This is a genomic window from Rhodoferax sp. RT4P68 (assembly GCF_056521305.1).
Genome location: NZ_JBWMBB010000001.1, coordinates 740,233 through 765,046 on the forward strand (window position 1 = coordinate 740,233; position 24,814 = coordinate 765,046).

The following is a 24,814-nucleotide window of genomic DNA, read 5'->3' on the forward strand; positions in this document are numbered from 1 at the left end:
CTTCGCCACCGGTCAGGGCTGCCGGTCTCGTGCTGGCGTTTTCTTGATCGGCGTCTTGCCAGTTTTCAGTTAGCCAAGGAGCTTTTTTATGGCCTCGACCATCAACACCAACATCAATTCGCTGAACGCGCAGCGCAACCTGGGCACGTCCCAAGGCTCGCTGGCCACGTCCATGCAGCGCCTGTCGTCCGGTCTGCGCGTCAACAGCGCAAAGGATGATGCGGCCGGCCTGGCGATTGCCGAGCGCATGAACACCCAGGTGCGCGGCCTGACGGTCGGTGCCCGCAACTCCAACGACGGCATCTCGCTGGCGCAGACGGCTGAAGGTGCGCTGGGCAAGGTCGGCGACATGCTGCAGCGCATGCGTGAACTGGCGGTGCAGGCGTCCAACGCCACCAACAGCAAGGCGGACCGTGCCGCCCTGCAGGCCGAAGTGAAGCAGCTGACCGACGAAGTGGACCGCGTCGCCAAGCAAACCAGCTTCAACGGCACGAAGATTTTGGACGGCAGCTTCTCGGGTGCCGTGTTCCAGGTGGGCGCGAACTCCGGCGACAACATCACGGTGGGCGCCTTGACGGACACGACGGCATCGGGCTTGTCCGATGTGGCCTATGCGTATACGCAGACCACCGGTATCCAGGCGAGCGCCATCACCGACACCTCTGCGGTGACGTCGAGCACGACGTTCTCGATCACCGATGGCACCACCACCTGGGATCTGGGGCCGATCAAGGCGGCCAGCTCGGGCACCGAGCGCATGGGCCAGCTGATCGAGGCCATCAACCGCAAGTCGGCCGACAGCGGCGTCACGGCCTTCCTGTCGCAGGATGCCGCTGGCACCTACACCATCGACGTCGTGTCCTCGCGCCTCGATTCCGTGGGCGACGCTGTGACGATGACCCTGAGCGGTGGCTTCACGGCGGCGAACTTCGGCGCGGCAGGTGCAGCCCTGGCCTCGGAGATCGACTCTACGACGACGACGACGGAAGCGCTGGGCATCGACACCCTGAGCGTCGACACACAGCGCAATGCCTGGGTCGCGTTGAAGAAAATCGACTCTGCCATCGACCAGGTCAACAACGCCCGTGCCGACCTTGGCGCCCTGCAAAGCCGCTTCGAGAACTCGGTCGGCTCTATCGAGATCCAGGTGGAGAATCTTTCGGCCTCCCGCGGTCGCATCGTGGATGCCGACTTCGCCAAGGAAACCTCCAACCTGTCGCGCACGCAGATCCTGCAGCAGGCCGGCACCGCGATGGTGGCGCAGGCCAACCAGCTGCCACAGGGCGTGCTGGCCCTGCTGCAGTAAGCTGTAAAAGAAGACCGCGCCCCGGCCACGGGGCGCCCGGGTCGAGGCGGCGGGCAGGGAGCAATCCCTGTCCGCCATTTGAGCTTTCGGGGCATGGGCCCGGTGAACGGAGATCGTCATGGCCATTTCATCCGCCGGTATCGGCAGCGGCCTCGAAGTCGAGGACATCATCACCAAGCTGGTGGCGCTGGAGAAGCGGCCGCTGGAGGTCCTGGCGACCAAGGCCACCACGATCGAGACCAAGATCTCGGCCTACTCCAACATCAAGTCGCTCATCTCGACGATGGAAGATGCAGCGGCCAAGCTGGCGCTGGACAGTGGCTGGAACACGCTGGCCGTCAAGTCGTCCAACGACAAGGCGGTGTCGGTCAGCGTCAGCGGCGTGGCCAGTGCCACCAGCTTCAGCGTGGGCGTGCAGCAGCTGGCCAAGGCGCAGTCCAACGTGTCGACCTCGATCGCGGCCGGCGCCAGCATCGGCTCGGGCACGCTGACGTTGGAGCTGGGCGGCTGGAATGCCGGCGTGTTCACGGCCGGCACGGCCGCTGCCGTCAACGTGACCGTGGGCGCCACCGACACGCTGAGCCAGGTGGCCGCCAAGATCAACGATTCGGGCAGCGGCGTGGTCGCGACCGTGCTGTCCGATGCCTCTGGCGAGCGGCTGATGCTGCGCTCCAAGGACACCGGCGCGGTGTCCGGCTTTCGCATCACCGCCGCCGACGACGACGGGGTCAACGACAACGCCGGGCTGTCGCGTCTGGCGTTCGACCTGGCCGCGCCGACCGTCGGCATGGCGGCCAACACCTACCAGGCCGGCCAGGACGCGAAGGCCACGATCAACGGCATTGCCGTCACGTCGTCCAAGAACCAGCTGGTCGGCTCGATCCCGGGCATGACGATCTCGCTGAACGAAGTCACCACGTCGGACGCGCTGATCACCAGCACCGTCGACAAGGCGGCGATGACCAAGAACGTGCAGGAATTCGTGGACGCGTACAACGCCGTCAACACGCTGCTGGCCGAATCCACCAAGTACGACGACGCCACCAAGACGCGCGGCGAGCTGCAGGGCGACGGCACTACCGTGGGCCTGCGCAACAGCCTGCGCGCCATGCTGACGGGCGGCGTCGAGGGCGGCACGTTCAAGACCCTGTCGGACATCGGCATCAGCCTGGGCCGCGATGGCAACCTGACGGTCAACGGCTCCAAGCTGAACACCGCGTTCGACGATCTGGACAACGTCAAGAAGCTGTTCATCCAGCGCAACGACGATGGCACCAGCACCGGTGTGGCAGCGCGCATGAAGGCCTACACCATGAACCTGCTGTCGTTCGACGGGCTGATCAACAGCAAGACCGAGTCACTGGCCAAGGAGTCCGAGCGCAACCAGGAGCAGCAGGACAAGGTCAACAAGCGCGCCGAGGTCTCCGAGGCCAGGCTGCGCAAGACCTACACCGCGCTGGACGTGAAGATGGGCACGCTCACGGCGCTGGCCAACTACATGGACCAGCAAGTGGCCCAGTGGAACAAGAAGGACTGAACGCCCTTTTTCTCTTGGCCAGGGCTTGAGTTCCGGGCTGCCCTGTCGATACATAAAGCATCAAACCAGCTCAAATGGATGCCCCGATGTACTCCTCGGTCAGTTCCCGTTCAGCCGCCGCCTACAAGCGTGTTGGCGCCCAGACCAGCGTCGATGGCGCCAGCCCCCATCAGCTGATAAGCCTGCTTTATGAAGCCCTGTTGCAGTCATTGCGGCTGGCACACGGCGCGACAATGCGCGGCGACATCGAGACCAAGGGCAAGGAAATCGGCAAGGCCGTGCGCATCCTCGAGGAAGGCCTGAAGGCCTGCCTCAACGATGACGCCGGTGGCGAGCTGGCCGTGAACCTGCGCGGTGTCTACAACTACAGCATCAGCCGATTGACCCGAGCCAACATCAACAACGACGCGCCCATGATCCACGAAGTGATTGAGCTGATCGTGCCGGTCTACGGCGCCTGGAAAAGCATTGCGTCCGGCCAGCCGGCTGCGGCCACGTGAGGGCCGCCACCATGCCGCAAATGCTGATCGACTACTACAAGGCCATCGAGGACAGCAGCGTCAAGATGCTGCGTGCCGCCCAGCTGGAAGACTGGGATGGCGTGGTGCGCTACGAGGGCGCTTGCGCGGTGCTGATCGAGCAGCTGCGCCACCAATCGCACAGCGAGGCACTGACGCCCGAGCTGCGGCGTGAGAAGTCGCGCATCATGCAGCGCATCCTGCGCAACGACGCCGAGCTTCGCTGCCTCACCGAGCCCTGGCTGGCGCAGTGGGAGCGCCTGATCGACAGCCGCCCGCAGATGCTGCACTGAGGGCCTCGCGGCGCCCTTCGCCAGAAGGCGCGCTGCGTCACGTCACCCCTGCCAGTGCGCCTCGGCTAGCGGTGCGGGGGACGTCTCCACACGATTGCGACCGGCGGCCTTGCCGTGGTAGAGCGCCACATCGGCACGCTGCACCACCGCCATCACGTCTTCACCGCGCAGGGCCTGCGCAGCGCCTACCGTCACGGAGAGCTGCACCGGGCCACTCTGCAGCACCAGTTCGAGCGCGGCGACCTGTCGGCGCAGCCCTTCGGCCACGCGCATGGCATCGGCGCGCCGCGCACCGGCCAGCATGATCGCGAACTCTTCGCCGCCCCATCGGCCGATGAAGTCGATGCCGCGCAGACCGCGCTGCAGCGTGCGGCCGATGGCGCGCAGCGCGTCGTCACCGCCGGCATGGCCATGGCGGTCGTTCACTGCCTTGAAATGGTCGACGTCGACGATCAGCACTGAGAACGGGACGCCGTTGCGCCGCAGGTCATGGCAGGCCTTCTCCGCCGCCGCGAGCCACTGGCGGCGGTTAGCCAGGCCGGTCAGCGGATCGGTGTCGGCCAGGCTCATCATGCGGCGCTCGCCCTGGATTACAGCCGTCAGGTGCACCGAGGCACCGACCGCCAACAGCATCACCATGGCGACGATGTTGCAGTACTCCAGCGTGCGCAGGACCGAATCGGACACCTCATACCAGGGCGTCCAGTGGTGCGTAACCGCGCGCAGCACCACGTAACAGCCGGCCACCGAGATCAGCGTGACCCATCGCGCCACGGTCGCCAGGTTGTTGCCGACGGCGAACACCGCCACCGCCGCCATCAAATAGAAGTGAAAGCCACTGTCCCAGCCCAGGCACAGCGTGGCCAGCACGGCGTGGGTGACGACTTCGATCATGGCCACGTTGGCCAGCAGCCGGTTGCGTCGCGTGCGGCGCAGCGCCACGCCGATGCCGACGAACAGCGTCACGCTGATCACGTTGGCCAGCACCAGCGCGTACCAGCCGAACCAGGCGAACACGACCAGGAACACCAGATGCGTGGCGGCCGCGGCCCAGGCCACCATGGTCATCAGCCGCGCGAAGACCAAGCCGCTGTTGATCCGCGACTCCGACAACATGGACGATGGCGTCGCCATCATGCGGCAACCCTTGCCCTCAAGGCCGTGTTGCCCCTTACCTGCTCAGCCGCGCGAGCGACTCGCATGCGGGCATGAAAATTCGGGTAGCGGGACATCGGGCGACGTGTCGGGGGCGAAATACAGAACCTTGCAGAAAACAGAAGTTTGCAATGACATTCTGTCTGAGATATGTCTGGTGTCCAGCCCGATGCATCGCCACATCCGCGCGAGATGTGAGCGCCGTTGTTTTGACGCGGCCCGCGCCGCTCAGACCTGCATGTTCATGATGTCGCTGTAGGCCTGCACCATGCGGTTGCGCACGTGCAGCGTGGCCTGAAAGCCGATCTGCGCTTTCTGGATGTTGACCATGGTCTCCTCCAGGCTGACGGCCGGGTTCTCCAGCTGCACCTCGCGCGTCATGGCGGTGGCCTGGTTCTGCGCGGCGCTGACGGCGCCCAGCGCACCACGCAGCACCGTGGAGAAGCCGGGCTGCTCGTCCTTGGCGGCCGGCGCGACGCCAGCGCGCAGGCCGGCGCCTGCCAGGCCGGGTTGCGGGCGGGTGACGAGGGAGCCGATCGAAGGAGTGAGGCGCAGGTCCATGGCGGATCCTTTGGAGCAGGAGCGATGGGCCGAATGCTAGCGGCCCACTACCGTGGACCAATGCGTGAAATGACGGTCAATTACTGCGCTTATCAGCGCCAGGATTCGGCCGGCCAGCAGAATAATCCGGCGCAGTCCCCCTCTCGGCGCGTCTGAACGCGCGCCCCACACCGATGTCCGCCGTCGCCGAAATTCCTGCTGGTCCCCTGGGTGCCCCCCAGCCCGAAGGCTCGCCGCTCGTGCAGCGACTGGCCAAGCTCGACCGTGCACAGCGCATGCGGCTGGGCATGGGCATCGCCTTGCTGGTCATCGTGGCCATCGTCGGCCTGGTGATGGGGCGGCAGTCGGAGTACCGCGTGCTCTACAACAGCCTGTCCGACAAGGATGGCGGCGCCATCGTCGCCCAGCTGACGACCATGGATGTGCCGTACAAGTACTCCGAGAGCGGCGGCTCCATCATGGTGCCGGCCGACCGGGTGCACGACATGCGGCTGCGCCTGGCCTCGCTCGGCCTGCCCAAGGGCGCCGTGTCGGGCTTTGAGCTGATGGAGAACAACCGCTTCGGCATGACGCAGTTCCAGGAGCGGCTGACCTTCCAGCGCGGGCTGGAGGGCGAGCTGACCCGCTCGATCCAGGCGCTGTCCTCGGTGGCCAGCGCCCGTGTGCACCTGGCGTTGCCGAACCAGAACGGGTTCTTTCGCGAGCAGCAGAAGCCCTCGGCCTCGGTGCTGCTGAGCCTGCACGCCGGCCGCATGCTGGACCGCGCGCAGCTGGCCGGCATCGTGCATCTGGTGGCCTCCAGCGTGCCGGAGATGAACCCGGCCGCCGTCAGCGTGCTGGACGACACCGGCAAGCTGCTCTCGGGCTCGCCCGACGCGGCCGGCAACGGCGGCGTCGACGCGGCGCAGCTGCAGTACATCGCGATGCTGGAGCAGCAGTACAGCCGGCGCATCCTGGACATCCTGGAGCCCATCGTCGGCCGCCAGAATGTCAAGGCCCAGGTTACGGCCGAGATCGATTTCACGCAGACCGAGCAGACCAGCGAGCAGCACCGCCCCAACCTGGCGGCCGATGCCAGCGCCGTGCGCAGCCAGCAGGTGGTGGAGACGACGACCGGCGCGCAGACCGGCCAGCCCTCGGGCATTCCCGGCGCCGTCACCAACCAGCCGCCGCAGCCTGCCGCTGCGCCCATCAACGGTCAGCCAGCGCCGCTGCAGGCGGCTGGCGGCGCGGGGGCCGGGGCCGGCGGCCAGGGCAACGCAAAGCGCGAATCGGTCACCAACTACGAAGTCGACAAGACGGTGCGCGTGGTGCGTGGCGGCGCGGGCGGCGTCAAGCGCCTGAGCGCGGCCGTGGTGGTGAACCACCAGACCATCACCGGCGAGAAAGGCGGCCCGACGACGCGCGCGCTGACGCCCGAGCAGATCGAGCAGATGACGGCGCTGGTGCGCGAGTCCATCGGCTTCAACAAGGACCGTGGCGATTCCGTCAACCTCATGAACACGCCCTTCGTGCTGACCGTGGCCGAGCAGGACACGACGCCCATCTGGCGCCAGGCCGCCACGCTGGAGACGGCGCGCAGCCTGGCCTGGCCGGTGGGCACGCTGCTGCTGGCGCTGATCGTGCTGTTCGGCCTGGTGCGCCCCGGCATGAAGGCGATGCAGGCGCCCAAGCCGGTGCCGGCGCTGCTAAGCGGGCCGGGCGGCGCGGGCGGTGCCGGTGGCGCGGCTGGTGCTGGCGGCGCTGCTGGCCAGCTCGATGCCCTGGTGGCCGACGACGCCCAGCGCCCGGCCCTGGCCGGCCCGGACGGCACCGCCGTGACATTGACGCCGACCGAGCATCAACTGCGGTTGGAGGCGGCGCGCAAACTGGCGTTGGAAAACCCGATGTCGGTGGCCAACATCATGAAGGACTGGATCAACGGTGAAGACGGTGGCGCGGCGTGAGCGGCCCGCCCGGGAGCAAAGCCATGGATGAACAGGGATTGACCGACTCCGCGATCTTTCTGATGTCGCTGGGCGAGGCCGAGGCGGCCGAGGTGTTCAAGCATCTGTCGCCCAAGGAGGTGCAAAAGCTCGGCGAGACCATCGCCCGCACGCGCGCCGTGCCGCGCGACAGGGTCGAATCGGTGATGGCCAAGTTCACCGAAGCGGCCGGCCGGCAGAGCCTTCTGGTCTCCGACACCGGCGACTACGTGAAGAACGTGCTGCGCCGCGCGCTGGGCGATGACAAGGCCTCGTTGCTGATCGACCGCATCTTGCAGGGTGGCGACATCTCGGGCATCGAAAGCCTGAAGTGGATGGACCCGCTGAGCGTGGCCGAACTGCTGCGCAACGAGCACCCGCAGATCGTCGCCGCCATTCTGGTGCACCTGGATTTCGACCAGGCCGCCAGCGTGCTCAAGCAGTTGACCGAGCGCCAGCGCAACGAAGTGCTGCTGCGCGTGGCCACGCTGGAGGGCATCCAGCCGACCGCGCTGAAGGACCTGAACGAGGTGCTCTACAAGGTGCTGGCCGGTGGCGACAAGATCCGCAAGACCTCGCTGGGCGGCGTCAAGGCGGCGGCCGAGATCATCAACTTCCTGGGCGCCGCCATCGAGGGCACGGTGATCGAGTCCATCCGCGGCCACGACCCCGACCTGGCGCAGAAGATCATGGACAAGATGTTCGTGTTCGACGATTTGCTGAGCCTGGACGACAAGGGCATCCAGCTGGTGCTGAAGGAGACCGCGTCCGATTCGCTGATCGTGGCGCTCAAGGGCGCGGCGCCCGAGCTTAAGGAGAAGATCCTGTCCAACATGTCCAGCCGCGCCGCCGAGTCGCTGCGCGAAGACCTGGACTCGCGCGGGCCGATGCGCCTGTCCGAAGTCGAGGCGCAGCAGAAGGAAATCCTGAAGACCGTGCGCCGCCTGTCCGAAGAAGGCCAGATCGTGCTGAGCGGCGGCGGCGACGATGCCCTCATATAGAAATGAGAAACCCCCCAGTCTCCGCGCTGCGCGCTGCGCCAACCCCCCTCTGTGACGCGAGGGGGGCGCACCCAGCGGCCTGGCAGAGCCAGTTCCGCGGGTGCCCTGGCCTGGCCTGCTCTGCGGCCGTTCGTTCTGCGGCGCGTCACGCATGAGCAACTCCCGCAACCGCATGTACACCCGCTTCATCCCCAGCGAAGAGGTGGGCGCCGTGTCGGCCTGGAAGTTCGGCATCGTGGGCGACGCACTGCCGCCGCCCGAGGTCGAATCCGAGCCTGAGCCCGTACCGCTGCCCGAGCCTGAAGAGACCCGGCTGCAGCGCGCCTGGGACGGCGGCCACGCGGCCGGCTACGCCGAAGGCCACGCCGACGCCGCACGCGTGGGCCACGAGCAGCTCGATGCCTACGTCACGGGCCAGGGCCGCGACAACGCGGAGCAACTGGCCGCCGTGGTGCAGGCGCTGCAGCAGCGGCTGGACCGTTGCGAGCAAGACCTGGCGCATCAGGTGCTCGAACTGGCGGCCGAGCTGGCGCGCCAGGTGGTGCGCCGCGAGTTGGCCACGCAACCGCAGGCCGTGCTGCCGGTGGTGCGCGAGGCGTTGTCGCGCCTGATGGGCGAGCACAGGCCCACCACGGTGCGCCTGCACCCTGCGGACCTGCAGGTGGTGCAGGCCGCGCTGCAGGCTGAATTCCCGTTGCCCACGCTGCGGTGGGCCGCCGACGAGCAGGTGGCGCGCGGTGGCTGCGTGGTCGAGTCCGGTGGCACGCTGGTCGACGGCACGCTGGCCACCCGCTGGCAGCGGGCGCTGGCCAACCTGGGGCTGGAATCGGCCTGGGAGCCGCAGCAGCCAGAGCCGCAGCCGACCGAGCCGCAGCCGCCAGCGCCGCCGCCACCAGAGCCGCAGACGGCGGCCGCACCCGCGCAGGCTTCCCCGCCGAAAGACCAGCAGCAGGCCGACGCCGGAGGCGACGCCCATGATGCCGATGACGCCTGATCCCATGGCCGCCACGCCGACCACCGCTGTGGCCGAGCCTTCGGCCTGGAATACCTTCCTCGCCAACGCGCAGGCCCGCGCCCGCGCCGGCAGCACGCTGGAGGTGCGCGGCACGCTGACGCGGCTGGCCGGCCTGGTGCTGGAGGCCACGGGCGTGCAGGTGCCGGTGGGCTCGCAGGTGCGCATCGCCATGCCGGGCCAGCCGCCGGTGCTGGCCGAGGTGGTCGGCTTTGCCGGCGAGCGCGCATTTCTGATGCCGGCCGGCGATGTGCATGGCCTGTCGCGCGGTGCCAGCGTGGTGCCGGCCGCCCCCTACATCCCGGTGCCGCGCCTGGGCGATGCGCCCTGCGCCGCCAACCCCCCGGCCGAGGGTGTGCTGCGCCTGCCGCTGGGTGACGGCCTGCTGGGCCGCGTCGTCGATGCGCAGGGCCAGCCGATGGACCACCAGGGCCCGGTGCGTGACGTGGTGGCCCTGCCGATGGACCGCCAGCCCATCAACGCCATGGACCGCGACCCGGTGCGCCGGCCGCTGGACACCGGCGTGCGCGCCATCAACGCCATGCTGACCGTGGGCCGTGGCCAGCGCATCGGCCTGTTCGCAGGCTCCGGCGTGGGCAAGAGCGTGCTGCTGGGCATGATGGCCCGCTACACCGAGGCCGATGTCATCGTCGTCGGCCTGATCGGCGAGCGCGGTCGCGAGGTGAAGGAATTCATCGAGGACATCCTGGGCGAGGAAGGGCGTGCGCGCTCGGTCGTCGTCGCCGCGCCGTCGGATGCGCCGCCGCTGTTGCGCATGCAGGGGGCCGCCTACGCCACCGCCGTGGCCGAGCACTTTCGCGACCAGGGCCGCCATGTGCTGCTGTTGATGGATTCGCTGACCCGCTACGCCATGGCGCAGCGGGAGATCGCGTTGGCCATCGGCGAGCCGCCGGCCACCAAGGGCTACCCGCCGTCGTGCTTTGCCAAGCTGCCTTCGCTGGTGGAGCGCAGTGGCAACGGGCTGCACGGGCACGGCTCGATCACGGCCTTCTACACCGTGCTGTCCGAGGGCGACGACCAGCAGGACCCGATCGCCGACGCGGCGCGCGCCATTCTGGACGGGCACATCGTGCTGTCACGCGAGCTGGCCGAGTCGGGCCACTACCCGGCCATCGACATCGAGCAATCGGCCTCGCGCGTGATGCACAACGTCGTGCCGCGCGAACATTTCGAGCTGGCGCGACGTTTCCGCGCCGTCTACTCGCGCTACCAGAAGGGGCGCGACCTGGTGCAGATCGGCGCCTATGCCCATGGTTCGGACCCGTCGCTGGACGAGGCCATCCGCCTGGCGCCCGGCATGGCCGAGTTCCTGCAGCAGGACATGTACCAGGAGGCCTCGCTGCCGCAGAGCATCCAGCAGATGTCGATTGCGCTGGACGCCAGCGACTTCCATTGATCACCGCCGCGAAGGACGCACGCCATGTCATTGCTCAAGACCCTGGATCTGGCCATCACCGTGGCCGGCCGCAAGCGCGACGAGGCGGCCCAGGCGTTGGCCCAGGCGCAGCAGCGCCAGCTGGCGGCGCAGCAGCAGCTGGAGCAGCTGCGCAGTTACGCCCACGAGACCGAGGCGCGCTGGGAATCGCAGGCGCGCGTGTGCGCCATGCCCGAGCTGATGCAGCACCACTACCAATTCATGGCCCGGCTCGACCAGGCCGTGCAGATGCAGCTGCGCACCGTGGCCGACCAGGCGCAGTGGGTCGCGCTGGCGCAAAAGGCCCTGCTGGCCGCCGACCTGCGCGTGGCCACCCTGCGCCAGGTGCGCACCCACAAGCAGGCCGAGGTCGACCGCCTGCGACAGCGCCGCGAACAGCGCGCCATGGACGAGATGGCCGCCAACCGCTACGCGCTGACCGCGCGCGAGCACGCACTGGAGCTGGAACATGAGCATTGAACGAGGACACGCCGCGGGCGTGAGCAGCAGCGCCACCCCGCGCCCGGGCGGCGTCAAGAGCGCGGCGGCCCAGGCCGCTGCGGCGGGCGGCGACTTTCTGGCCATGCTGGCCGCGATGGCCGATGGGCTGCCGGGCGGCGCGCCCATGGCGCTGGCCGCAGGCGAGGCCGCGTTGGCCGACGCCGGGCGCGACCGCCGGGCCGACGTGCGGGCGGATGCACTGCGCCAAGAGGGCGCGCTGGCCGCCACGGCAGACGGCTCTGCCGGCGCCGGCGCTGCCGCCATGGCCGCGCTGATGGCGGTCGGTGCGGCGGTCGGGCTGGGTGGCGTGGCCGGCGCGCTGGCCGGCGCCGAGGCCGTGGGCAAGGTCGCCACCGCTGTCGCTGGCGCCATGGCGCAGGGCGACGCGGTGCCCGGCCGCGCCGATGCAGCCGATGGCCGGCCGGGCCGTGCGGATGCCCTGTCGGCTCCGCCGGAGCCCCCGCCCCCCGGCCCATCGGCCGAGGCCGCGCCATCGACGGCCCCCGGCCCTGCCGGCGCGAACGGTGTCAATGGCTCCCACGTCGCTGTGGGTGCCGCCTTGCCGGACGCTGCGGCCCTGCGCGCGGCAGGCGCGGGCCTGCAGGCCGAAGCCCCCTCTGCCTACGCCAGCGTGTTCGAGCAGCTCAAGAGCCGGCTGGCCGCGCAGGACGCTGCCGGCACCTCGCCAGCCGCCAGCCGTGCGCAGGCCGCCACGCTGGAGGTGCGCCAAAGTGAGCGCATGCTCAGCCAACGGTCGACCGCACAGGCCCTGTCGGCCGAACCTGCAGGCGTGCAGGCGGGCGCTGCCGACGCGCTGACCGCCGCGACGGGGTTGGCGCGCGGCGCACGCGGCGGCCAGCAGGCTGATGCGGCCGGCCGCGCCGAGGGCGGCTGGACAGCCCCCGAATTCACGCCCACCGTGCACTACGACGCAGGCCTGGGCGGCGTGCAAGCCGCAACCCCTGCCGCCGCTGGCGACGGCGCGCCCTTGGCCGAGCAGCTGCGCTACTGGCTCTCGCAGGGCGTCACCAGCGCCGAATGGACGGTGGCTGGCGACGCCGACCCGGTGCAGGTCAGCCTCTCGTTGCAGGGCAACGAGGCCAGCATCGCCTTCCGCAGCGAACAGGCCGGCACGCGCGAGCTGCTGGCCGGCACCGTGGACCAGCTGCGCGATTTGCTGCAGCGCGAGGGGCTGGTGCTGTCCGACGTGTCCGTCGGCGCAGAGGGCAGCGGCGCACGGGGCCAGCCGTCCGGTGGCGACGCCGCGTCACGCCCGGGCCTGGCGCGCCGCGCTGCCGGTGGCCCGGCACAGGCGGCGGCCGCCGTGGCGGCGCCGGCACATGCAGCGCGCAGCGTGGGCGGCGGCGTCGACCTGTTCGTCTGATCGTCGGCGCTGGCGCCGGCACCAAGGCCCGGGCGAGCGTTTCTGGTGGGCGGTTATATGGCTGCTTTGCCAGCCTAATCCGGCGATCGTTCTGTTGGCCCAAAGCAATAATGCGTTGCCTTGGGGGCTTTGCACAGCGTCTTGCTGCCGCCCCATCGCGATTGACATTGCACCAAAGGAGCCACCGTGTCCGCACCTGCCGCTACCGACGCGTCTGCGCCCAAGCCCAAGGGCAAGAAGATGATCGTCATCATCGCGGCCGTGGTGGTGCTGCTGGCGATTGCGGCGGGCGCCTACTTCTTCCTGGGCCGCTCCGGTGACGCCGAGGAGGGTGAAGACGGCGCCAGTGCGGTCGAGGCCCCCCAGGTGAAAGAGGGCACGCCGCCCACCTTCCTGCCGCTGGAGAACATGGTCGTCAACCTGGCCGACCCCGGCGGGCAGAAGTTTGCGCAGGTCGGCGTCACGGTCGAGGTGATGGACCAGAAGACCGCCGACCGCGTGAAGGCCTACCTGCCCACCATCCGCAGTGCCGTGCTGATGCTGGTGTCGCAGCGCACCTCCGAAGAATTGCTGACCAAGGACGGCAAGGAAAAGCTGGCCCGCGACATCCACCGCGAGGTGTCGACCCCCCTGGGCTACGAGGTCGAGGCAGACGAGGTCGAGTCGGACGCCAAGCCGGCCAAGCGCAAGAAGAAGGCCGCCTTCAACCCGATCTACGGCGTGCTGTTCTCCAGCTTCATCGTCCAGTAGCGCTGCCGGAGCCGCACCATGAGTGAATCGTTCCTGTCGCAGGAAGAGGTCGACGCCCTGCTGGAGGGTGTCACCGGCGAGAGCCAGAAGGACGTCGAGGAAGCTGTCGACACCGGCGAGATCCGCAACTACGACATCTCCAGCCAGGAGCGCATCGTGCGCGGCCGCATGCCGACGATGGAGATCGTCAACGAGCGGTTCGCGCGCAACTTCCGGGTCGGGCTGTTCAACTTCATCCGCCGCAGCCCCGAGATCTCCGTCGGCACCGTGTCCGTGCAGCGCTACAGCGCCTTTCTGCGCGAACTGGCAGTGCCGACCAACTTCAACATCATGGCCATCCGCCCGCTGCGCGGCAGCGGTCTGGTGGTGTGCGAGCCCTCGCTGGTGTTCGGCGTCATCGACACGCTGTTCGGCGGTGCCGGCAAGTACCAGACGCGCATCGAGGGCCGCGAGTTCTCGGCCACCGAGCAGCGCGTGATCAACCGGCTGATCGAAGTCATCTGCGCGGAATACAAGAAGGCCTGGCACGGCATCTACCCGCTGGAGCTGGACTACCAGCGCTCGGAGATGCAGCCGCAGTTTGCCAACATCGCCACGCCCAGCGAGATCGTGGTGTCTACCCAGTTCCAGCTGGAGATCGGCGACATCGCCGGCGCCATCCACATCTGCATGCCGTACTCGACGCTGGAGCCGATCCGCGACGTGCTGTATTCGGCCACGCAGGGCGATTCGGTCGAGGTGGACCGGCGCTGGGTCACGGTGCTCTCCCGCGAGATCCAGTCCGCCGAGGTGACGCTGGTGGCGGAACTGGCGCGGGCGGATGCCACGGTGGAGCAGCTGCTGGCCATGAAGCCGGGTGATTTCATCGAGCTGGAGCGCGAGCCCAGCATCACCGCCTCCATCGGCGGCGTGCCCATCTTCGAGTGCCAGTACGGCACGCACAACGCCAAGTACGCGATCCGCATCGAGCAATGCCTGCGCGGCAACGACCAACCAGTTCAAGAGGACCGCCATGTCATCTGATCCCAAAGACGACGACGACCCGATGGCCGCCTGGGCCGAGGCCCTGGAGGAGCAAAAGTCCTCCGACAAGCCGGGCGACGCCGAGCAGGGCGGCCCGCTGTCCGGCGACGGCGTGCGCACCTTCATCGGCAAGGACGGCACCATGCAGGACATCAACATGGTGCTGGACATTCCGGTCACCTTGTCGGTGGAGCTGGGCCGCACCAAGGTGCCGATCAAGTACATCCTGCAGCTGGCCCAGGGCTCGGTGGTCGAGCTCGACGCGCTGGCCGGCGAACCCATGGACGTGCTGGTCAACGGCTACCTGATCGCGCAGGGCGAGGTGGTGGTGGTGAACGACAAGTTCGGCATCCGGCTCACCGATGTGGTGACGCCATCCGAACGCCTGCGCCGCGTCAGCCGTGGCGGTTGACGGGGGCCGGCGCAAGCGCGGGGAATCGGCATGTCCTTGACCAGCCAGACGCTGCTGTCGGTGGTGCTGTTCATCGCCGCGCTGGCGGCGCTGCCCTGGGCCATTCGCTGGCTGCAGCGGCGCACGCAGGGCGGCATGGCGACGGCGGGATTGTCGTCGCGCCTGGTGGGTGCGTTGGCCGTGGGCCCGCAACAGCGCGTGGTGACAGTCGAGGTCGGCCCGCCGCATGCGCGGACGTGGCTGGTGCTGGGCGTCACCGCGCATTCGGTCAACTTGCTGCACAGCATGCCGGCCGACGCGCCGGACTTTGCCGGCACGCTGGTGAAGGTGCAGCGCAACGCCGCACCGGTGGAGCCGGTAGAGCCGGTGCTGCACGAGGGGGCAAGGCCATGACCGCGCGTTGCATGCGCCCCATGCAGGCTGCGCGCTGGCTGGCCGCTGGCCTGGCCGTCGTGCTGCTGCTGGCCCAAGGCCCAGCCGTGGCGCAGAACAATGCGCAGCTGCCGCTGATCATCGGCAACGCGCCGGGCGGCACCAGCTATTCGGTGCCGATCCAGACACTGCTGTTCTTCACCGCGCTGTCGTTCCTGCCAGCCGTGCTGTTGATGATGACCGGCTTCACGCGCATCGTGATCGTGCTGTCGCTGCTGCGCCAGGCGCTGGGCACGCAGTCGGCACCGCCGAACCAGGTGGTGATCGGCCTCTCTTTGTTCCTCACGCTGTTCGTGATGGGGCCGACGCTGGACCGTGTGTATGCCGATGCCTACGCGCCGTTCGCAGCCAACAGCATCACGTTCGAGCAGGCCATCGAGCGCGGTGAGGCGCCGGTGCGCCAGTTCATGCTGAAGCAGACGCGGCAGTCGGACTTTGCCCTGTTCGCACGGCTGGCGCGGCTGGACGCATCGGCCACGGCCGAGACGGCACCGCTGCGCGTGCTGGTGCCGGCCTTTGTCACGAGCGAGCTGAAATCGGCGTTCCAGATCGGCTTCATGATCTTCATCCCGTTCCTGGTGATCGACATCGTGGTGGCCAGCGTGCTGATGTCGCTGGGCATGATGATGCTGTCGCCCGTGCTGGTGGCGCTGCCCTTCAAGCTGATGATCTTCGTGCTGGCCGATGGTTGGAATCTGCTCATCGGCTCATTGGCCGCGAGCTTTGTGCAATGACGCCGCAGTTCGTCTTGACGCTCGGCCAGGAGGCGCTGACGCTGCTGCTGATGGTGGCCGCGCCGGTGCTGGGCGTGGTGCTGGTGGTGGGGCTGGTGATCAGCATCTTCCAGGCCATCACGCAGATCCACGAGGCCACGCTGTCGTTCGTGCCCAAGCTGGTGGCCGCCATGCTGGTGCTGGCGATCGCCGGGCCGTGGATGCTCAACACGCTGGTCGACTACATCCGCCGCATGATCGAGATGATCCCGCAGCTGGTGCAGTAGCGCCGCCCCACCGCAGCATGCAGGGCCGGCCGTGATCTCGATCACCGAAGCGCAGCTGGTCGCGTGGATCTCGCCGATCCTGTGGCCGTTCTTGCGCGTGTTGGCGCTGTTCACGGCGGCGCCCATCTTCTCGATGCGCGCCATCCCGCTGCGCGCCCGCATCGGCCTGGCCTTCTTCATCGCGTTGGCGGCCCAGCCCAGTCTGGTGGGCCAGCCGGTGGTGAGCATCAACGGGCCCGAGGCGTTGGGCGCCGTGGTGCAGCAGATCGGCGTGGGGCTGACCATCGGCTTTGCGGTGCGGCTGGTGTTCGCCGCCGTCGAGCTGGCGGGCGAGCTGGTGGGCCTGCAGATGGGGCTGAACTTTGCGGCCTTTTTCGACCCGGCCAGCAACGCGCAGGTGAGCGCCGTGTCGCGCTTTCTGGGCAACATCTCGCTGCTGCTGTTCATCGTGATCAACGGGCACCTGATGTTGCTGATGGCGGTGATCCGCAGCTTCGAGGCGTTCCCGACGGATGGCAATTTTCTGGCCGTGCTGCAGCGCGTGCAGCTGTACCAGCTGGGCGCTGACCTGTTCGCCAGTGCGCTGTGGATTGCGCTGCCGATGATCGGCCTGCTGCTGTTCGTCAACCTCACGCTGGGCATCGTCTCGCGCGTCGCGCCGCAGATGAATGTGTTTGCGGTGGGCTTTCCGGTCACGCTGGTGATGGGGCTGATCGGCATCGCGGCCACGCTGCCGCTGATGGACCAACCGCTGATGGCGCTGATGGAACGCACGATTGCGTTGTTCGGGCCGCGCTAGCGGGGCAGGCCGTTGCGATGACGCAGCCTTCGCTGTTTGACGAGCCAGTGCAGCAGGGTGTGGTGGCGCTCGGCCCGCAGGCTTGCTTGTTGCGTGGGTTTGCGCTGGCGCATGTGGCTGATCTGCTGACCGCACTGGCGGCGGTCGAACGCCAGGCCGCGCCGCGCCACATGGTCACACCTGGGGGCTTGGCCATGTCGGTCGCCACGACGAGCTGCGGCGCCTGGGGTTGGGTGTCGGACCGGCGCGGCTACCGCTACAGCGCGCATGACCCGTTGAGCGGCCAGCCCTGGCCGGCGATGCCTGCATCTTTCGTTGCGTTGGCCGGGTCGGCTGCTGCAGCGGCAGGCTTTGCCGGCTTTGTGCCTGATGCCTGCCTGGTCAACCACTACGCGCCCGGTGCGAAGCTCTCACTGCATCAGGACAAGGACGAGCGCGACCTGGCCGCGCCCATTGTTTCGGTATCGCTCGGCATGTCGGCCGTCTTTCTGTTCGGCGGCCTCGCCCGTGCCAGCCGGCCACAGCGCGTGCCGCTGGTGCATGGCGACGTGGTGGTCTGGGGTGGGGTGGACCGGCTGCGCTTTCACGGTGTGCTGCCGCTGGGCGACGAGCCGCATGCGGTGTTGGGTGCGGAGCGGGTCAACCTGACGCTGCGCAAGTCGCTGTGAGGGCAGTCGGAGCACCACGCGCACCAAGCTGGTCGCTAGCACGCTGTGGATAGTTCCGGCCGCGCTGAGCCGGCAAGATTCAGTGTCGCGGTGCCGAGCAATGAGCGTTGATCAGCGCGGACAACGGCGTCAGAGGCGGCATGCGGGCCAATGCTTCGAGCAGTTTGCGCACGCTCGATGTCGCAGTCTTGGTACGGATTGCTGCAATCTGCGTGATCACGGTGTTCGGAGAGACGCCGTGTTCTCGTGCAATCTGCTCGGTGTTCAGACCGCGGCAGATCTGGCTAAGCACATGGCTTTCGGCCGATGTCAGTTGGTAGTGCAAGGCGAACTGCTGCAGTTCGACGGCTCCGCAGAGTTCATCGCGGGCGAACGTCACGAAGGCCAGTGTCTCACCGGATGTGGCAACCGGAACCAACGCCGCGAACACGCTATTCGGTACGTCCGGCAGGCGAAACAACTCGCGGCGGGAACGGGTGCAGACACGCTCGACAATTCGGTGCCATTCGGCACTCCGAGCCGACTCCAAGCCTCCGCATATGGCGCCCGATTCCGATGCCCGTGCTAGTAGCGTACGCGCTGTGACGTTCGCATAAAGCACGCTGCATTTGCCGTCCAGCAACGCGAAGCCGTGGGCAACACTGTCCAGACCTTTCAGTAAATGAGGAACACAGGGATCGACATGCACGGCATCCGTGACTCGCGATCCGCTTCTCGAATCAACGTCGTTCTTCAGCGCCAAAGGGTTCGTCATGCAGTCCTCCGATCAGTGTTCGCCTAAAGCGTAAGCGGACGAACTGGGCAACGCATGTGCGAGACGGCATACGAGCGCCGCCCGTCCGTTCTATAACCAATGGTCGTTGGAGTGTGCCGGGGCTGCTGCTAGAGTTATCGGACCGTTGCGCAACTGAAAAGAGGGGTCCTTCATGCGTGCACTCATCGTCGATGACCATGCGCTGTTTTCCGAAGGACTGCGCCTGCTGTTGCAAGGTTCGTCGCTGGTCGAAGAAGTGGAATGCTGCCAAGACGGCAAGGAGGCTTTCCAGCGCGCTCGGGCACACGCTTTTGATCTGGTGCTGTTGGATTGGAACTTGGGCGCGGGACTCGGGGGCTTGATGCTGCTGTCTGCCTTGAAGGCGACACTGCCGCTATCGCGAATCGTCGTCATTTCCGGAGATTGCGGGGCGGACACGATCCGCGCTGCCATCGATGGCGGCGCAGTGGGTTTCGTCCCCAAGGAATCGTCCCCCGCCTTGTTGGTCGATGCCCTGACCATTACCGCGCATGGTGGCATCTATCTGCCGCGCGCCGTGCTCCGTGAAGTAGCGCCCTCCGTCGGCCGAAGTCTGCAGCGCATAGATGAGGCTTTTCCAGGGTTAACGCCACGTCACGTCGACGTGCTCGACCATGTGGCGCGCGGCATGCCCAACAAGGAGATCGCGCGCCGTCTGGGCATCTCGGACGGCACGGTCAAGCAGCATCTGAACGCCATCTACCGTGAGTTGGACGTGTCTAACCGCACGGAGGCCGTGTACCTGATGGCGCGCAAGGGCGTGCGCTTCGATTGAGCGCCCCGGGCCAACAGAGCCAGCCAGGGCATCCCGATGACCCACACAGCGTGGCCCTCTAGCACCCCTATTCAGCAGATTGAGGCGCTGGCCCAGCAGCGTCTCGTTGACGCGTTCGTCCAGCAGTCGTCGCACTCGCAGTGGGCCATGTTGCTGATCTCGGGAGTGGTTGCCTACGTCTGGTGGCAGGCGGTCCGAAACGCCTGGCCATGGGCGTGGCTTGCTTTGGTATACGCGTTTTGCCTGTGGCGCGTGTGGAACACGGAGCGCTTGGTCCGGAGCGCCGAGGGTGCGAGCAGTACTAGGCGCATCGCTGCGTTACTGTTCGCAAGCGGCTTCCTCCAGGCGCTCCCTTTGATGTCGTTTGGGGCCTTTTCAGACGCGGGCCGCAGCATGCTGACCGTTGTTCTGGTGACTCTCGCGACCGTGTCGCTTACTACGACTTCGGGCTTTCGCAGTCTATTCATGGCGTTCGCCGCGCCCACACTGTTACCACTGGCCTTGGCCTGGCTCGTGCAAAGCTGGAGCACTGGAGACGCGTCACTGGCCGGTCTCGGCGTCATGCTCCTGTTGCACCTCGGATTTCTGGCGTCGATCGGCCGAGAGGCAAGTTGGATGTTCATGGAAGGCTGCAGTTATCGCTTTGGCGAACAGCAGTCGAACGTCGAACTCAAGATTGCACTGGCTGCCGCAGACGAGGCTAACCGTGCCAAGACTCAGTTTTTGGCGGCGGCCAGCCATGATCTACGGCAACCGATCCACAGTATGAATGTGCTGGTCGCTGCGCTGAGTCTTCGACCGCTGGATGCGAGGACCCTGGAGATCGTGCGCTTGTTGAGCTCGGTCAATCAGATTCTGTCGCGGCAACTGGACACGTTGCTCGACATCTCCAAACTCGACGCGGGTGTGGTGCAGGCAGAGATGACCGATTGCTCTCTGGACGAACTCGTCCGCGCGCACCATGCTGCCGTCGCCCCTCTCGCAGAACAAAAGGGACTCAAACTGGACTTAACCATCGATGAGGCGGTCTGGGTACGGACCGATGCGGCCCTACTGATGCGTGCACTGTCCAACCTGACGGACAACGCGCTCAAGTACACGCCTACCGGCGGCGTTGTGGAATTGCGTGTCTGGCGTTGGGCCAGCGCGGTACATGTGTGCGTGCGGGACAGTGGAATCGGCATTTCGGTCGAGGAGCAAGGCAAGGTATTTCGCGAGTTCTACCAGGTAAGCAATGCGGAGCGTGACCGGGCCAACGGCCTTGGGCTGGGGCTGTCGATCGTACAAAGGCTCTGCAAGCTACTGGGCATCGGCTTGGTACTCGAATCTGCACCAGGAAGTGGGACGCGCGTGACCATGAGCCTGCCCGGCGCTGCGCCTCGAAGGTCTCTTGACCCGACAGTGCCGCCTCCCGGCTTGGAGTTGCGGGGTCCACGCGAGGTAAGTGTGTTGGTGGTTGACGACGAAGCCATGGTGCGGGACAGCATGCGAATGCTTCTGCAGGGCTTGCATTGCCAAGTCTATCTGGCCGATGGCGTCGTGCAGGCGGGCGAGATAGCGGCCTTGCACCCCTTGGACTTGGTGTTGTCAGACCTGCGGCTGCGCGGCAGCGAAAGCGGGCTGGCGGCCATAGATGCTGTTCGTGCGCGCCAGCCTGGACTGCGTGCGGTACTGATCACAGGCGATACGGCACCCGACCGCATACGCGATGCCAAAGCTGCCGGCGTGCCGCTGCTGTTCAAGCCAGTCACGATGAACGACCTCTTGCTCGTGGTGAAAGCACAGGGTGATGCGGAAATTCGGCGCGCGCGGCAGGATGTTTGATTGGCGACACGGGAGCGCCCGCCTCTTGGGCTGGCGGCTGTGCTGCACCGGCACATGCATGCCGTGATGGCCTGCGGCGTGCTGCAGGGCGGGCACTGGCACGCGCCCACCCGCCAGCCGGACTTCCTGTTCCCGGTGCGGGCGCTGTCCAAGATGTACCGGGGCAAGTTCGTGCAGGCGCTCACCGAGGCGCACCGCAGCGGGCGCATCGAGCACGACCCGCAAGGCCAGGACGCGGCCTGGCGCGAGCGCCAGCGCGCGCTGTACCGCCACGCCTGGGTGGTCTACGCCAAGGCACTGCTGGGCGGGCCGGCGCAGGCGTTGGAATACCTCAGCCGCTACACGCACCGCACGGCGATCGGCAACGAACGCATCCGCGCCGTGACCGACAGCGCCGTCGTCTTCACGGTGCGGGCCGATGACCAGGGCGGCAAGAAGACGATCCACCTGAGCGGCGCCGAGTTCGTGCGCCGCGTGCTGCTGCACGTGCTGCCCACGGGGATCAAGCGCATCCGCCACTACGGTGTGCTGGCGCCGGCCTGCAAGGGCAAGAAGCTGGACGCGGCGCGCACGGACCTGCGGATGCCGACGCCCAACCCGCGGGCCATGGAGTCGGCGCGGGAGTTCCTGCAGCGCGTGGCGCGCATCGACGCGCAACAGTGCCCGTGCTGCAAGACGGGCACGCTGCGCTGCGTGCAGACGCTGGCCGGGCCGAAGTCGCTGCCCGGCCCCACCGCCGCACCGGGGCAGCACAACCGGGGACCGCCTTGAGCAGCGCGGCGTCGATGCGAGGCAATGCGCCGCCACGGCGGTGCGGGCCAGGTGTTGCCCGCGCGCACGCCCGGACCCGTACGACGCGGTCACTGTGCGCTGGCCGCAACGCCTGCGGGCCCCGCGTGCGCCATGCGCCAGATGGGGGATGCCGGGCGCAGCCGTCTTGCCCATAATGGCCAGCGCCGTGCGCGGCTTCGCGCCGAAGCATTCCCCTATGGCGCGCGGGCCACGCGCCCTGTAGCCCGCGGTTCAGTCCAACGAGGTTTATCTGACGCTATGAACGTTGCTCGTGTTTGCCGGCCTTGGGATTGGCGTCAGATAAACGCTTTTCGTTAAACCTCATGATTACCCCGTCTGACTTTTGGTCAACGAACTACTACGAGCATCCGCCGCTGACGGACATCGCGCTCGCTCGTGCCGAACGCACTCTGGGATTTCGCCTTCCTGAAGAGCTGATCGCGCTGCTTCGAATCCAGAACGGTGGATACACCAAGGGGTTTATTCATCCGATGTCACAGCCGACGACTTGGGCCGAAGACCATGTTCCTCTGAGCGACCTCTCGGGCATCATCATTGACCCGAATTGCTCGTCCCCAATGAACATGGCCCGAACGGCAGAAATGACGAAGGAGTGGGGGCTGCCACCAAAGCAAGTTCTTCTTTCTGGCGATGGGCACTACTGGATTACGCTCGACTATCGAAACGGTAAAGATCCTTCGGTCGCGTGGATTGATGTTGAGTGCGAGGAGGATGTTCAGATTGCATCTTCATTCGGGCAATTCTTTGCAGGCCTCGTTGCGGAGACATCGCAAGATGAGGTTTAACCTTTCGCTGCAGTGGACGGCTTCGCCGCCCGCTGAGCTCGCACGTTAAAGGTCATGGAACAAGCGTTCGCGCAAGTCAGCCCTGCGGTCTTCATCGAGGTCCGTGATGCACTACTGGCGGAGAGTCGTGCAGAGATTGCGGAGAAGGTTTCCGTCGCCCGAATCGAGCGGTGCACTTTCTCGGAAGAGGACGACGTCGGATACGTGTATTTCGTGCGTCGTCGTACCAGCCTGCATTTCGCGACTCTGGCAGCGCCGGTTGCCGAAACGATTGCTTTCTTCAGTAATCTTGGCATCAACCTCGACATTGATCACGACGGCGACCTTTTCGGGTTGGAGTTCTTGGCCCGGCCAGATCTGGTTGCCTGCTTGAGGGAAGCGCATGAGCTTTAACCTGCCATTGGAGCGGACCGCCTTCGGCGTCCGCTCATTTTTACGTTGGCCAGCCAAGAGGGGCTTGTGATGTACTCACCGTCAACCCTTATCCATTTGGAGCGGCCGTGGACTGACGCGACCGGAGTCGATCCGGCTGTACTCCATGCGGCATTTCTCATGGGTCTTAGGTATCCAGGTGAGTATTGGGTTGAGTTGGCTGTGAAATGGGCTGAACTGGGTTTCCCAATGACCGACCAGGCGATCGACGAGCTGAAACGGATCGCTGCCAGTTCGGCCAAGAGATTTCCTCAGCGACTTCGTCACCGTGCCGCGGCACTACTTCGTCGCGCTGGTGCTGGCGTTGCTGCCCAACAGGTCGCTCCAGCGGACGGCTTCGCCGCCCGCTGAGCTTTTGCGTTAGGCTCTATATGCACTTTTACAAGACTGTAATCGCTATCCTGTTTGCAACTTTTTCATCCTTTGCATCTCCACAGCAGCGAGATGAAAGCGAAATTGTGTTTGTTGGTACAACCGACCCAGACATGGTTGCTGCAATCAAACATGCGCGAACCACTCTGGTCGATTTCCTGAAGCTGGCCGCCAACCCTCCTGCCGGCACGGATGGATACAAACTCAAGGTCATGGTTGTCGACAGTGCCAAGACCGAACACTTTTGGGTAACGCCCTTCAAGGTATTGCCCGACGGATTCGCTGGCGTTTTGGCAAATGATCCGAAGGTGGTAAGGAACGTGAAAGCTGGCCAAATGGTGCGCTTTGACGACTCCCTAATCTCCGACTGGGGTTACACCAAAGATGGCCGCCAAGTCGGTAGCTTCACTGTCTGTGCACTTTTCAAGAAAATGCCGGCAGCGCAAGCTGAGTACTACAGGAAAAACCATGGATTCGATTGCTAAGCCTAACAAACGCTTCGAGCCGACCGCCCAAAAGCTACGCTTTTGGGTTCCCTCCGCGCTGCGCGCTCCGGCGTCGGCTCAAGCTGCACGTTAGACAGCATCAATGAGACTGCTCATGCTTAGACCTTTTTCCTTTCTTTTTTTGGCGTTGGGCATGGTGTCGCCTTCGATGGCGCAAACCATTTCAAAAGAAGAGTTTCGCGAAATGATGATTTATGTTGGGCAATTAAATTACTGGTCCAAGGCTCCCTTCGCATTGATGATGACTTGCGGAAAGGAGTTTCCGGAGACGGGAGCTACCAGCCAGAGTTCCTACGTGACATGGCAGCGCGCCAATGTAGAAATTAACTCGCGCGTGGACTCGACATTGGCTCAATATTCCCCTGGTGCGGCAAAGCTCATGGGGAAATCCCACGACGATTTTCAGCTGCTGCTTACGAAAATAATAGACGAAGAGGTTGCGCAACGGTTTAGCAAAGCCGTGGCCGACGCGGACAGGCAGAGGCTATGTGCAAACTTCAATAAATTGCTTGACTCGATGTTGTCTGAAGATCTCGCTAAGCCACGTGTCGGCTTGGCAATCGAGGGACTGCAGAAGTATCGAAAATACGTTGTCAATTGATGGGTATTCATGCTGCCTAACATTTCTTTCCATCGGACCGGAACCGGAACTTGTTTTTCAAAAGTAGACACAGGCTCGTCAACACACACTCTTCTCAAACATCGCAGGTGAGCGGTAGCCGATCGAAGAATGCAGGCGCTGCTGATTGTAGAACTGGATGTA

27 protein-coding genes and 1 pseudogene are annotated in these 24,814 nt (G+C 66.1%); 25 read left to right on the top strand and 3 right to left on the bottom strand.

From position 1 onward, the window contains the following. Positions 1–88: 88 nt before the first annotated feature. The 4 genes from AC099J_RS03385 to AC099J_RS03400 all read left to right on the top strand — a co-directional run bounded on the left by AC099J_RS03385 (position 89) and on the right by AC099J_RS03400 (position 3,654). Complete coding sequence (locus tag AC099J_RS03385) at positions 89–1,306, top strand: flagellin N-terminal helical domain-containing protein (protein WP_479613783.1); 1,218 nt, start codon at positions 89–91, stop codon at positions 1,304–1,306. Positions 1,307–1,424: 118 nt separating this feature from the next. Continuing rightward, the gene (gene fliD, locus AC099J_RS03390) at positions 1,425–2,843 is read left to right on the top strand and encodes a flagellar filament capping protein FliD (RefSeq protein ID WP_479613784.1); all 1,419 of its coding nucleotides are present in this window, start codon (positions 1,425–1,427) and stop codon (positions 2,841–2,843) included. 86 nt (positions 2,844–2,929) lie between these two features. After that, positions 2,930–3,343 carry a flagellar export chaperone FliS gene (gene fliS / locus AC099J_RS03395; RefSeq protein ID WP_479613785.1) on the top strand — a complete coding sequence of 138 codons (414 nt, stop codon included), beginning with the start codon at positions 2,930–2,932 and terminating at the stop codon, positions 3,341–3,343. Positions 3,344–3,354: 11 nt separating this feature from the next. Further along, positions 3,355–3,654: a flagellar protein FliT gene (locus AC099J_RS03400; RefSeq protein ID WP_479613786.1), complete on the top strand. Its 300-nt coding sequence runs from the start codon at positions 3,355–3,357 to the stop codon at positions 3,652–3,654. A 42-nt stretch (positions 3,655–3,696) separates the two neighbouring features. Here AC099J_RS03400 and AC099J_RS03405 read toward each other — a convergent pair whose 3' ends face one another. Together AC099J_RS03405 and fliE are read right to left on the bottom strand one after the other, a co-directional pair. Then, positions 3,697–4,791 (bottom strand): GGDEF domain-containing protein, encoded by a 1,095-nt coding sequence (locus tag AC099J_RS03405; protein WP_479613787.1) that lies wholly within the window; start codon positions 4,789–4,791, stop codon positions 3,697–3,699. 246 nt (positions 4,792–5,037) lie between these two features. Beyond that, positions 5,038–5,370: a flagellar hook-basal body complex protein FliE gene (fliE, locus tag AC099J_RS03410; protein WP_479613788.1), complete on the bottom strand. Its 333-nt coding sequence runs from the start codon at positions 5,368–5,370 to the stop codon at positions 5,038–5,040. Positions 5,371–5,543: 173 nt separating this feature from the next. On the opposite strand from fliE, the gene fliF reads away from it, so the two are divergent. From fliF to alkB, 14 genes are all read left to right on the top strand, one after another. Continuing rightward, positions 5,544–7,316, top strand: a complete 1,773-nt coding sequence (fliF, locus tag AC099J_RS03415; RefSeq protein WP_479613789.1) for a flagellar basal-body MS-ring/collar protein FliF — start codon at positions 5,544–5,546, stop codon at positions 7,314–7,316. Between the two features lie 23 nt (positions 7,317–7,339). After that, positions 7,340–8,335 carry a flagellar motor switch protein FliG gene (fliG, locus tag AC099J_RS03420; RefSeq protein ID WP_479613790.1) on the top strand — a complete coding sequence of 332 codons (996 nt, stop codon included), beginning with the start codon at positions 7,340–7,342 and terminating at the stop codon, positions 8,333–8,335. A 151-nt stretch (positions 8,336–8,486) separates the two neighbouring features. Continuing rightward, positions 8,487–9,329 (top strand): FliH/SctL family protein, encoded by an 843-nt coding sequence (locus AC099J_RS03425; RefSeq protein ID WP_479613791.1) that lies wholly within the window; start codon positions 8,487–8,489, stop codon positions 9,327–9,329. Further along, positions 9,319–10,764, top strand: a complete 1,446-nt coding sequence (gene fliI / locus AC099J_RS03430; RefSeq protein WP_479613827.1) for a flagellar protein export ATPase FliI — start codon at positions 9,319–9,321, stop codon at positions 10,762–10,764. Before AC099J_RS03425 ends, fliI begins: the two co-directional genes overlap by 11 nt. Before the next feature lie 24 nt (positions 10,765–10,788). Next, a complete protein-coding gene (fliJ, locus tag AC099J_RS03435) occupies positions 10,789–11,262 on the top strand; it encodes a flagellar export protein FliJ (protein WP_479613792.1) in 474 nt (157 codons plus the stop codon). Beyond that, complete coding sequence (locus AC099J_RS03440; RefSeq protein WP_479613793.1) at positions 11,252–12,667, top strand: flagellar hook-length control protein FliK; 1,416 nt, start codon at positions 11,252–11,254, stop codon at positions 12,665–12,667. Before fliJ ends, AC099J_RS03440 begins: the two co-directional genes overlap by 11 nt. Positions 12,668–12,907: 240 nt before the next feature. Next, positions 12,908–13,417, top strand: a complete 510-nt coding sequence (locus tag AC099J_RS03445; RefSeq protein WP_479613828.1) for a flagellar basal body-associated FliL family protein — start codon at positions 12,908–12,910, stop codon at positions 13,415–13,417. A gap of 18 nt (positions 13,418–13,435) precedes the next feature. Continuing rightward, positions 13,436–14,440, top strand: coding sequence for a flagellar motor switch protein FliM (gene fliM / locus AC099J_RS03450; RefSeq protein ID WP_479613794.1), 1,005 nt, complete (start codon positions 13,436–13,438; stop codon positions 14,438–14,440). After that, a complete protein-coding gene (fliN, locus tag AC099J_RS03455; protein WP_479613795.1) occupies positions 14,430–14,852 on the top strand; it encodes a flagellar motor switch protein FliN in 423 nt (140 codons plus the stop codon). The genes fliM and fliN overlap by 11 nt, the downstream gene beginning before the upstream one ends. 30 nt (positions 14,853–14,882) lie before the next feature. Next, positions 14,883–15,245, top strand: a complete 363-nt coding sequence (locus tag AC099J_RS03460; RefSeq protein WP_479613796.1) for a FliO/MopB family protein — start codon at positions 14,883–14,885, stop codon at positions 15,243–15,245. Further along, complete coding sequence (fliP, locus tag AC099J_RS03465; RefSeq protein WP_479613797.1) at positions 15,242–16,018, top strand: flagellar type III secretion system pore protein FliP; 777 nt, start codon at positions 15,242–15,244, stop codon at positions 16,016–16,018. Before AC099J_RS03460 ends, fliP begins: the two co-directional genes overlap by 4 nt. Continuing rightward, the gene (fliQ, locus tag AC099J_RS03470) at positions 16,015–16,284 is read left to right on the top strand and encodes a flagellar biosynthesis protein FliQ (RefSeq protein ID WP_479613798.1); all 270 of its coding nucleotides are present in this window, start codon (positions 16,015–16,017) and stop codon (positions 16,282–16,284) included. Before fliP ends, fliQ begins: the two co-directional genes overlap by 4 nt. A gap of 31 nt (positions 16,285–16,315) precedes the next feature. Continuing rightward, positions 16,316–17,083 carry a flagellar biosynthetic protein FliR gene (gene fliR / locus AC099J_RS03475; RefSeq protein WP_479613799.1) on the top strand — a complete coding sequence of 256 codons (768 nt, stop codon included), beginning with the start codon at positions 16,316–16,318 and terminating at the stop codon, positions 17,081–17,083. 17 nt (positions 17,084–17,100) lie between these two features. After that, positions 17,101–17,751: a DNA oxidative demethylase AlkB gene (alkB, locus tag AC099J_RS03480; RefSeq protein WP_479613800.1), complete on the top strand. Its 651-nt coding sequence runs from the start codon at positions 17,101–17,103 to the stop codon at positions 17,749–17,751. A 79-nt stretch (positions 17,752–17,830) separates the two neighbouring features. Here alkB and AC099J_RS03485 read toward each other — a convergent pair whose 3' ends face one another. Then, complete coding sequence (locus AC099J_RS03485; RefSeq protein WP_479613801.1) at positions 17,831–18,505, bottom strand: helix-turn-helix transcriptional regulator; 675 nt, start codon at positions 18,503–18,505, stop codon at positions 17,831–17,833. Between the two features lie 172 nt (positions 18,506–18,677). Here AC099J_RS03485 and AC099J_RS03490 point away from each other — a divergent pair, with 172 nt between their 5' ends. From AC099J_RS03490 to AC099J_RS03520, 7 genes and pseudogenes are all read left to right on the top strand, one after another. Further along, the gene (locus AC099J_RS03490; RefSeq protein ID WP_479613802.1) at positions 18,678–19,319 is read left to right on the top strand and encodes a response regulator; all 642 of its coding nucleotides are present in this window, start codon (positions 18,678–18,680) and stop codon (positions 19,317–19,319) included. Between the two features lie 36 nt (positions 19,320–19,355). Next, positions 19,356–21,143: a sensor histidine kinase gene (locus tag AC099J_RS03495; protein WP_479613803.1), complete on the top strand. Its 1,788-nt coding sequence runs from the start codon at positions 19,356–19,358 to the stop codon at positions 21,141–21,143. 45 nt (positions 21,144–21,188) lie between these two features. Beyond that, positions 21,189–21,914 (top strand): annotated as a pseudogene (locus AC099J_RS03500) (IS91 family transposase); the annotation flags it as partial. 344 nt (positions 21,915–22,258) lie between these two features. Next, positions 22,259–22,741 (top strand): SMI1/KNR4 family protein, encoded by a 483-nt coding sequence (locus AC099J_RS03505; protein ID WP_479613804.1) that lies wholly within the window; start codon positions 22,259–22,261, stop codon positions 22,739–22,741. 54 nt (positions 22,742–22,795) lie between these two features. Further along, entirely contained in the window at positions 22,796–23,134 is a 339-nt protein-coding gene (locus AC099J_RS03510) for a hypothetical protein (protein WP_479613805.1), read from the top strand. 410 nt (positions 23,135–23,544) lie between these two features. Beyond that, positions 23,545–24,030, top strand: coding sequence for a YegJ family protein (locus AC099J_RS03515; RefSeq protein ID WP_479613806.1), 486 nt, complete (start codon positions 23,545–23,547; stop codon positions 24,028–24,030). 115 nt (positions 24,031–24,145) lie between these two features. After that, positions 24,146–24,652: a hypothetical protein gene (locus tag AC099J_RS03520; RefSeq protein ID WP_479613807.1), complete on the top strand. Its 507-nt coding sequence runs from the start codon at positions 24,146–24,148 to the stop codon at positions 24,650–24,652. The last annotated feature ends 162 nt before the right edge of the window (positions 24,653–24,814 follow it).

Excerpts from the sequence above, each read along its gene's own strand:
- AC099J_RS03385 (WP_479613783.1), top strand. The coding sequence starts at position 89 with ATGGCCTCGACCATCAACACCAACATCAATTCGCTGAACGCGCAGCGC.
- fliD (WP_479613784.1), top strand. The coding sequence starts at position 1,425 with ATGGCCATTTCATCCGCCGGTATCGGCAGCGGCCTCGAAGTCGAGGAC.
- fliS (WP_479613785.1), top strand. The coding sequence starts at position 2,930 with ATGTACTCCTCGGTCAGTTCCCGTTCAGCCGCCGCCTACAAGCGTGTT.
- AC099J_RS03400 (WP_479613786.1), top strand. The coding sequence starts at position 3,355 with ATGCCGCAAATGCTGATCGACTACTACAAGGCCATCGAGGACAGCAGC.
- AC099J_RS03405 (WP_479613787.1), bottom strand. The coding sequence starts at position 4,791 with ATGATGGCGACGCCATCGTCCATGTTGTCGGAGTCGCGGATCAACAGC.
- fliE (WP_479613788.1), bottom strand. The coding sequence starts at position 5,370 with ATGGACCTGCGCCTCACTCCTTCGATCGGCTCCCTCGTCACCCGCCCG.
- fliF (WP_479613789.1), top strand. The coding sequence starts at position 5,544 with ATGTCCGCCGTCGCCGAAATTCCTGCTGGTCCCCTGGGTGCCCCCCAG.
- fliG (WP_479613790.1), top strand. The coding sequence starts at position 7,340 with ATGGATGAACAGGGATTGACCGACTCCGCGATCTTTCTGATGTCGCTG.
- AC099J_RS03425 (WP_479613791.1), top strand. The coding sequence starts at position 8,487 with ATGAGCAACTCCCGCAACCGCATGTACACCCGCTTCATCCCCAGCGAA.
- fliI (WP_479613827.1), top strand. The coding sequence starts at position 9,319 with ATGACGCCTGATCCCATGGCCGCCACGCCGACCACCGCTGTGGCCGAG.
- fliJ (WP_479613792.1), top strand. The coding sequence starts at position 10,789 with ATGTCATTGCTCAAGACCCTGGATCTGGCCATCACCGTGGCCGGCCGC.
- AC099J_RS03440 (WP_479613793.1), top strand. The coding sequence starts at position 11,252 with ATGAGCATTGAACGAGGACACGCCGCGGGCGTGAGCAGCAGCGCCACC.
- AC099J_RS03445 (WP_479613828.1), top strand. The coding sequence starts at position 12,908 with ATGATCGTCATCATCGCGGCCGTGGTGGTGCTGCTGGCGATTGCGGCG.
- fliM (WP_479613794.1), top strand. The coding sequence starts at position 13,436 with ATGAGTGAATCGTTCCTGTCGCAGGAAGAGGTCGACGCCCTGCTGGAG.
- fliN (WP_479613795.1), top strand. The coding sequence starts at position 14,430 with ATGTCATCTGATCCCAAAGACGACGACGACCCGATGGCCGCCTGGGCC.
- AC099J_RS03460 (WP_479613796.1), top strand. The coding sequence starts at position 14,883 with ATGTCCTTGACCAGCCAGACGCTGCTGTCGGTGGTGCTGTTCATCGCC.
- fliP (WP_479613797.1), top strand. The coding sequence starts at position 15,242 with ATGACCGCGCGTTGCATGCGCCCCATGCAGGCTGCGCGCTGGCTGGCC.
- fliQ (WP_479613798.1), top strand. The coding sequence starts at position 16,015 with ATGACGCCGCAGTTCGTCTTGACGCTCGGCCAGGAGGCGCTGACGCTG.
- alkB (WP_479613800.1), top strand. The coding sequence starts at position 17,101 with ATGACGCAGCCTTCGCTGTTTGACGAGCCAGTGCAGCAGGGTGTGGTG.
- AC099J_RS03485 (WP_479613801.1), bottom strand. The coding sequence starts at position 18,505 with ATGACGAACCCTTTGGCGCTGAAGAACGACGTTGATTCGAGAAGCGGA.
- AC099J_RS03490 (WP_479613802.1), top strand. The coding sequence starts at position 18,678 with ATGCGTGCACTCATCGTCGATGACCATGCGCTGTTTTCCGAAGGACTG.
- AC099J_RS03495 (WP_479613803.1), top strand. The coding sequence starts at position 19,356 with ATGACCCACACAGCGTGGCCCTCTAGCACCCCTATTCAGCAGATTGAG.
- AC099J_RS03505 (WP_479613804.1), top strand. The coding sequence starts at position 22,259 with ATGATTACCCCGTCTGACTTTTGGTCAACGAACTACTACGAGCATCCG.
- AC099J_RS03510 (WP_479613805.1), top strand. The coding sequence starts at position 22,796 with ATGGAACAAGCGTTCGCGCAAGTCAGCCCTGCGGTCTTCATCGAGGTC.
- AC099J_RS03515 (WP_479613806.1), top strand. The coding sequence starts at position 23,545 with ATGCACTTTTACAAGACTGTAATCGCTATCCTGTTTGCAACTTTTTCA.
- AC099J_RS03520 (WP_479613807.1), top strand. The coding sequence starts at position 24,146 with ATGCTTAGACCTTTTTCCTTTCTTTTTTTGGCGTTGGGCATGGTGTCG.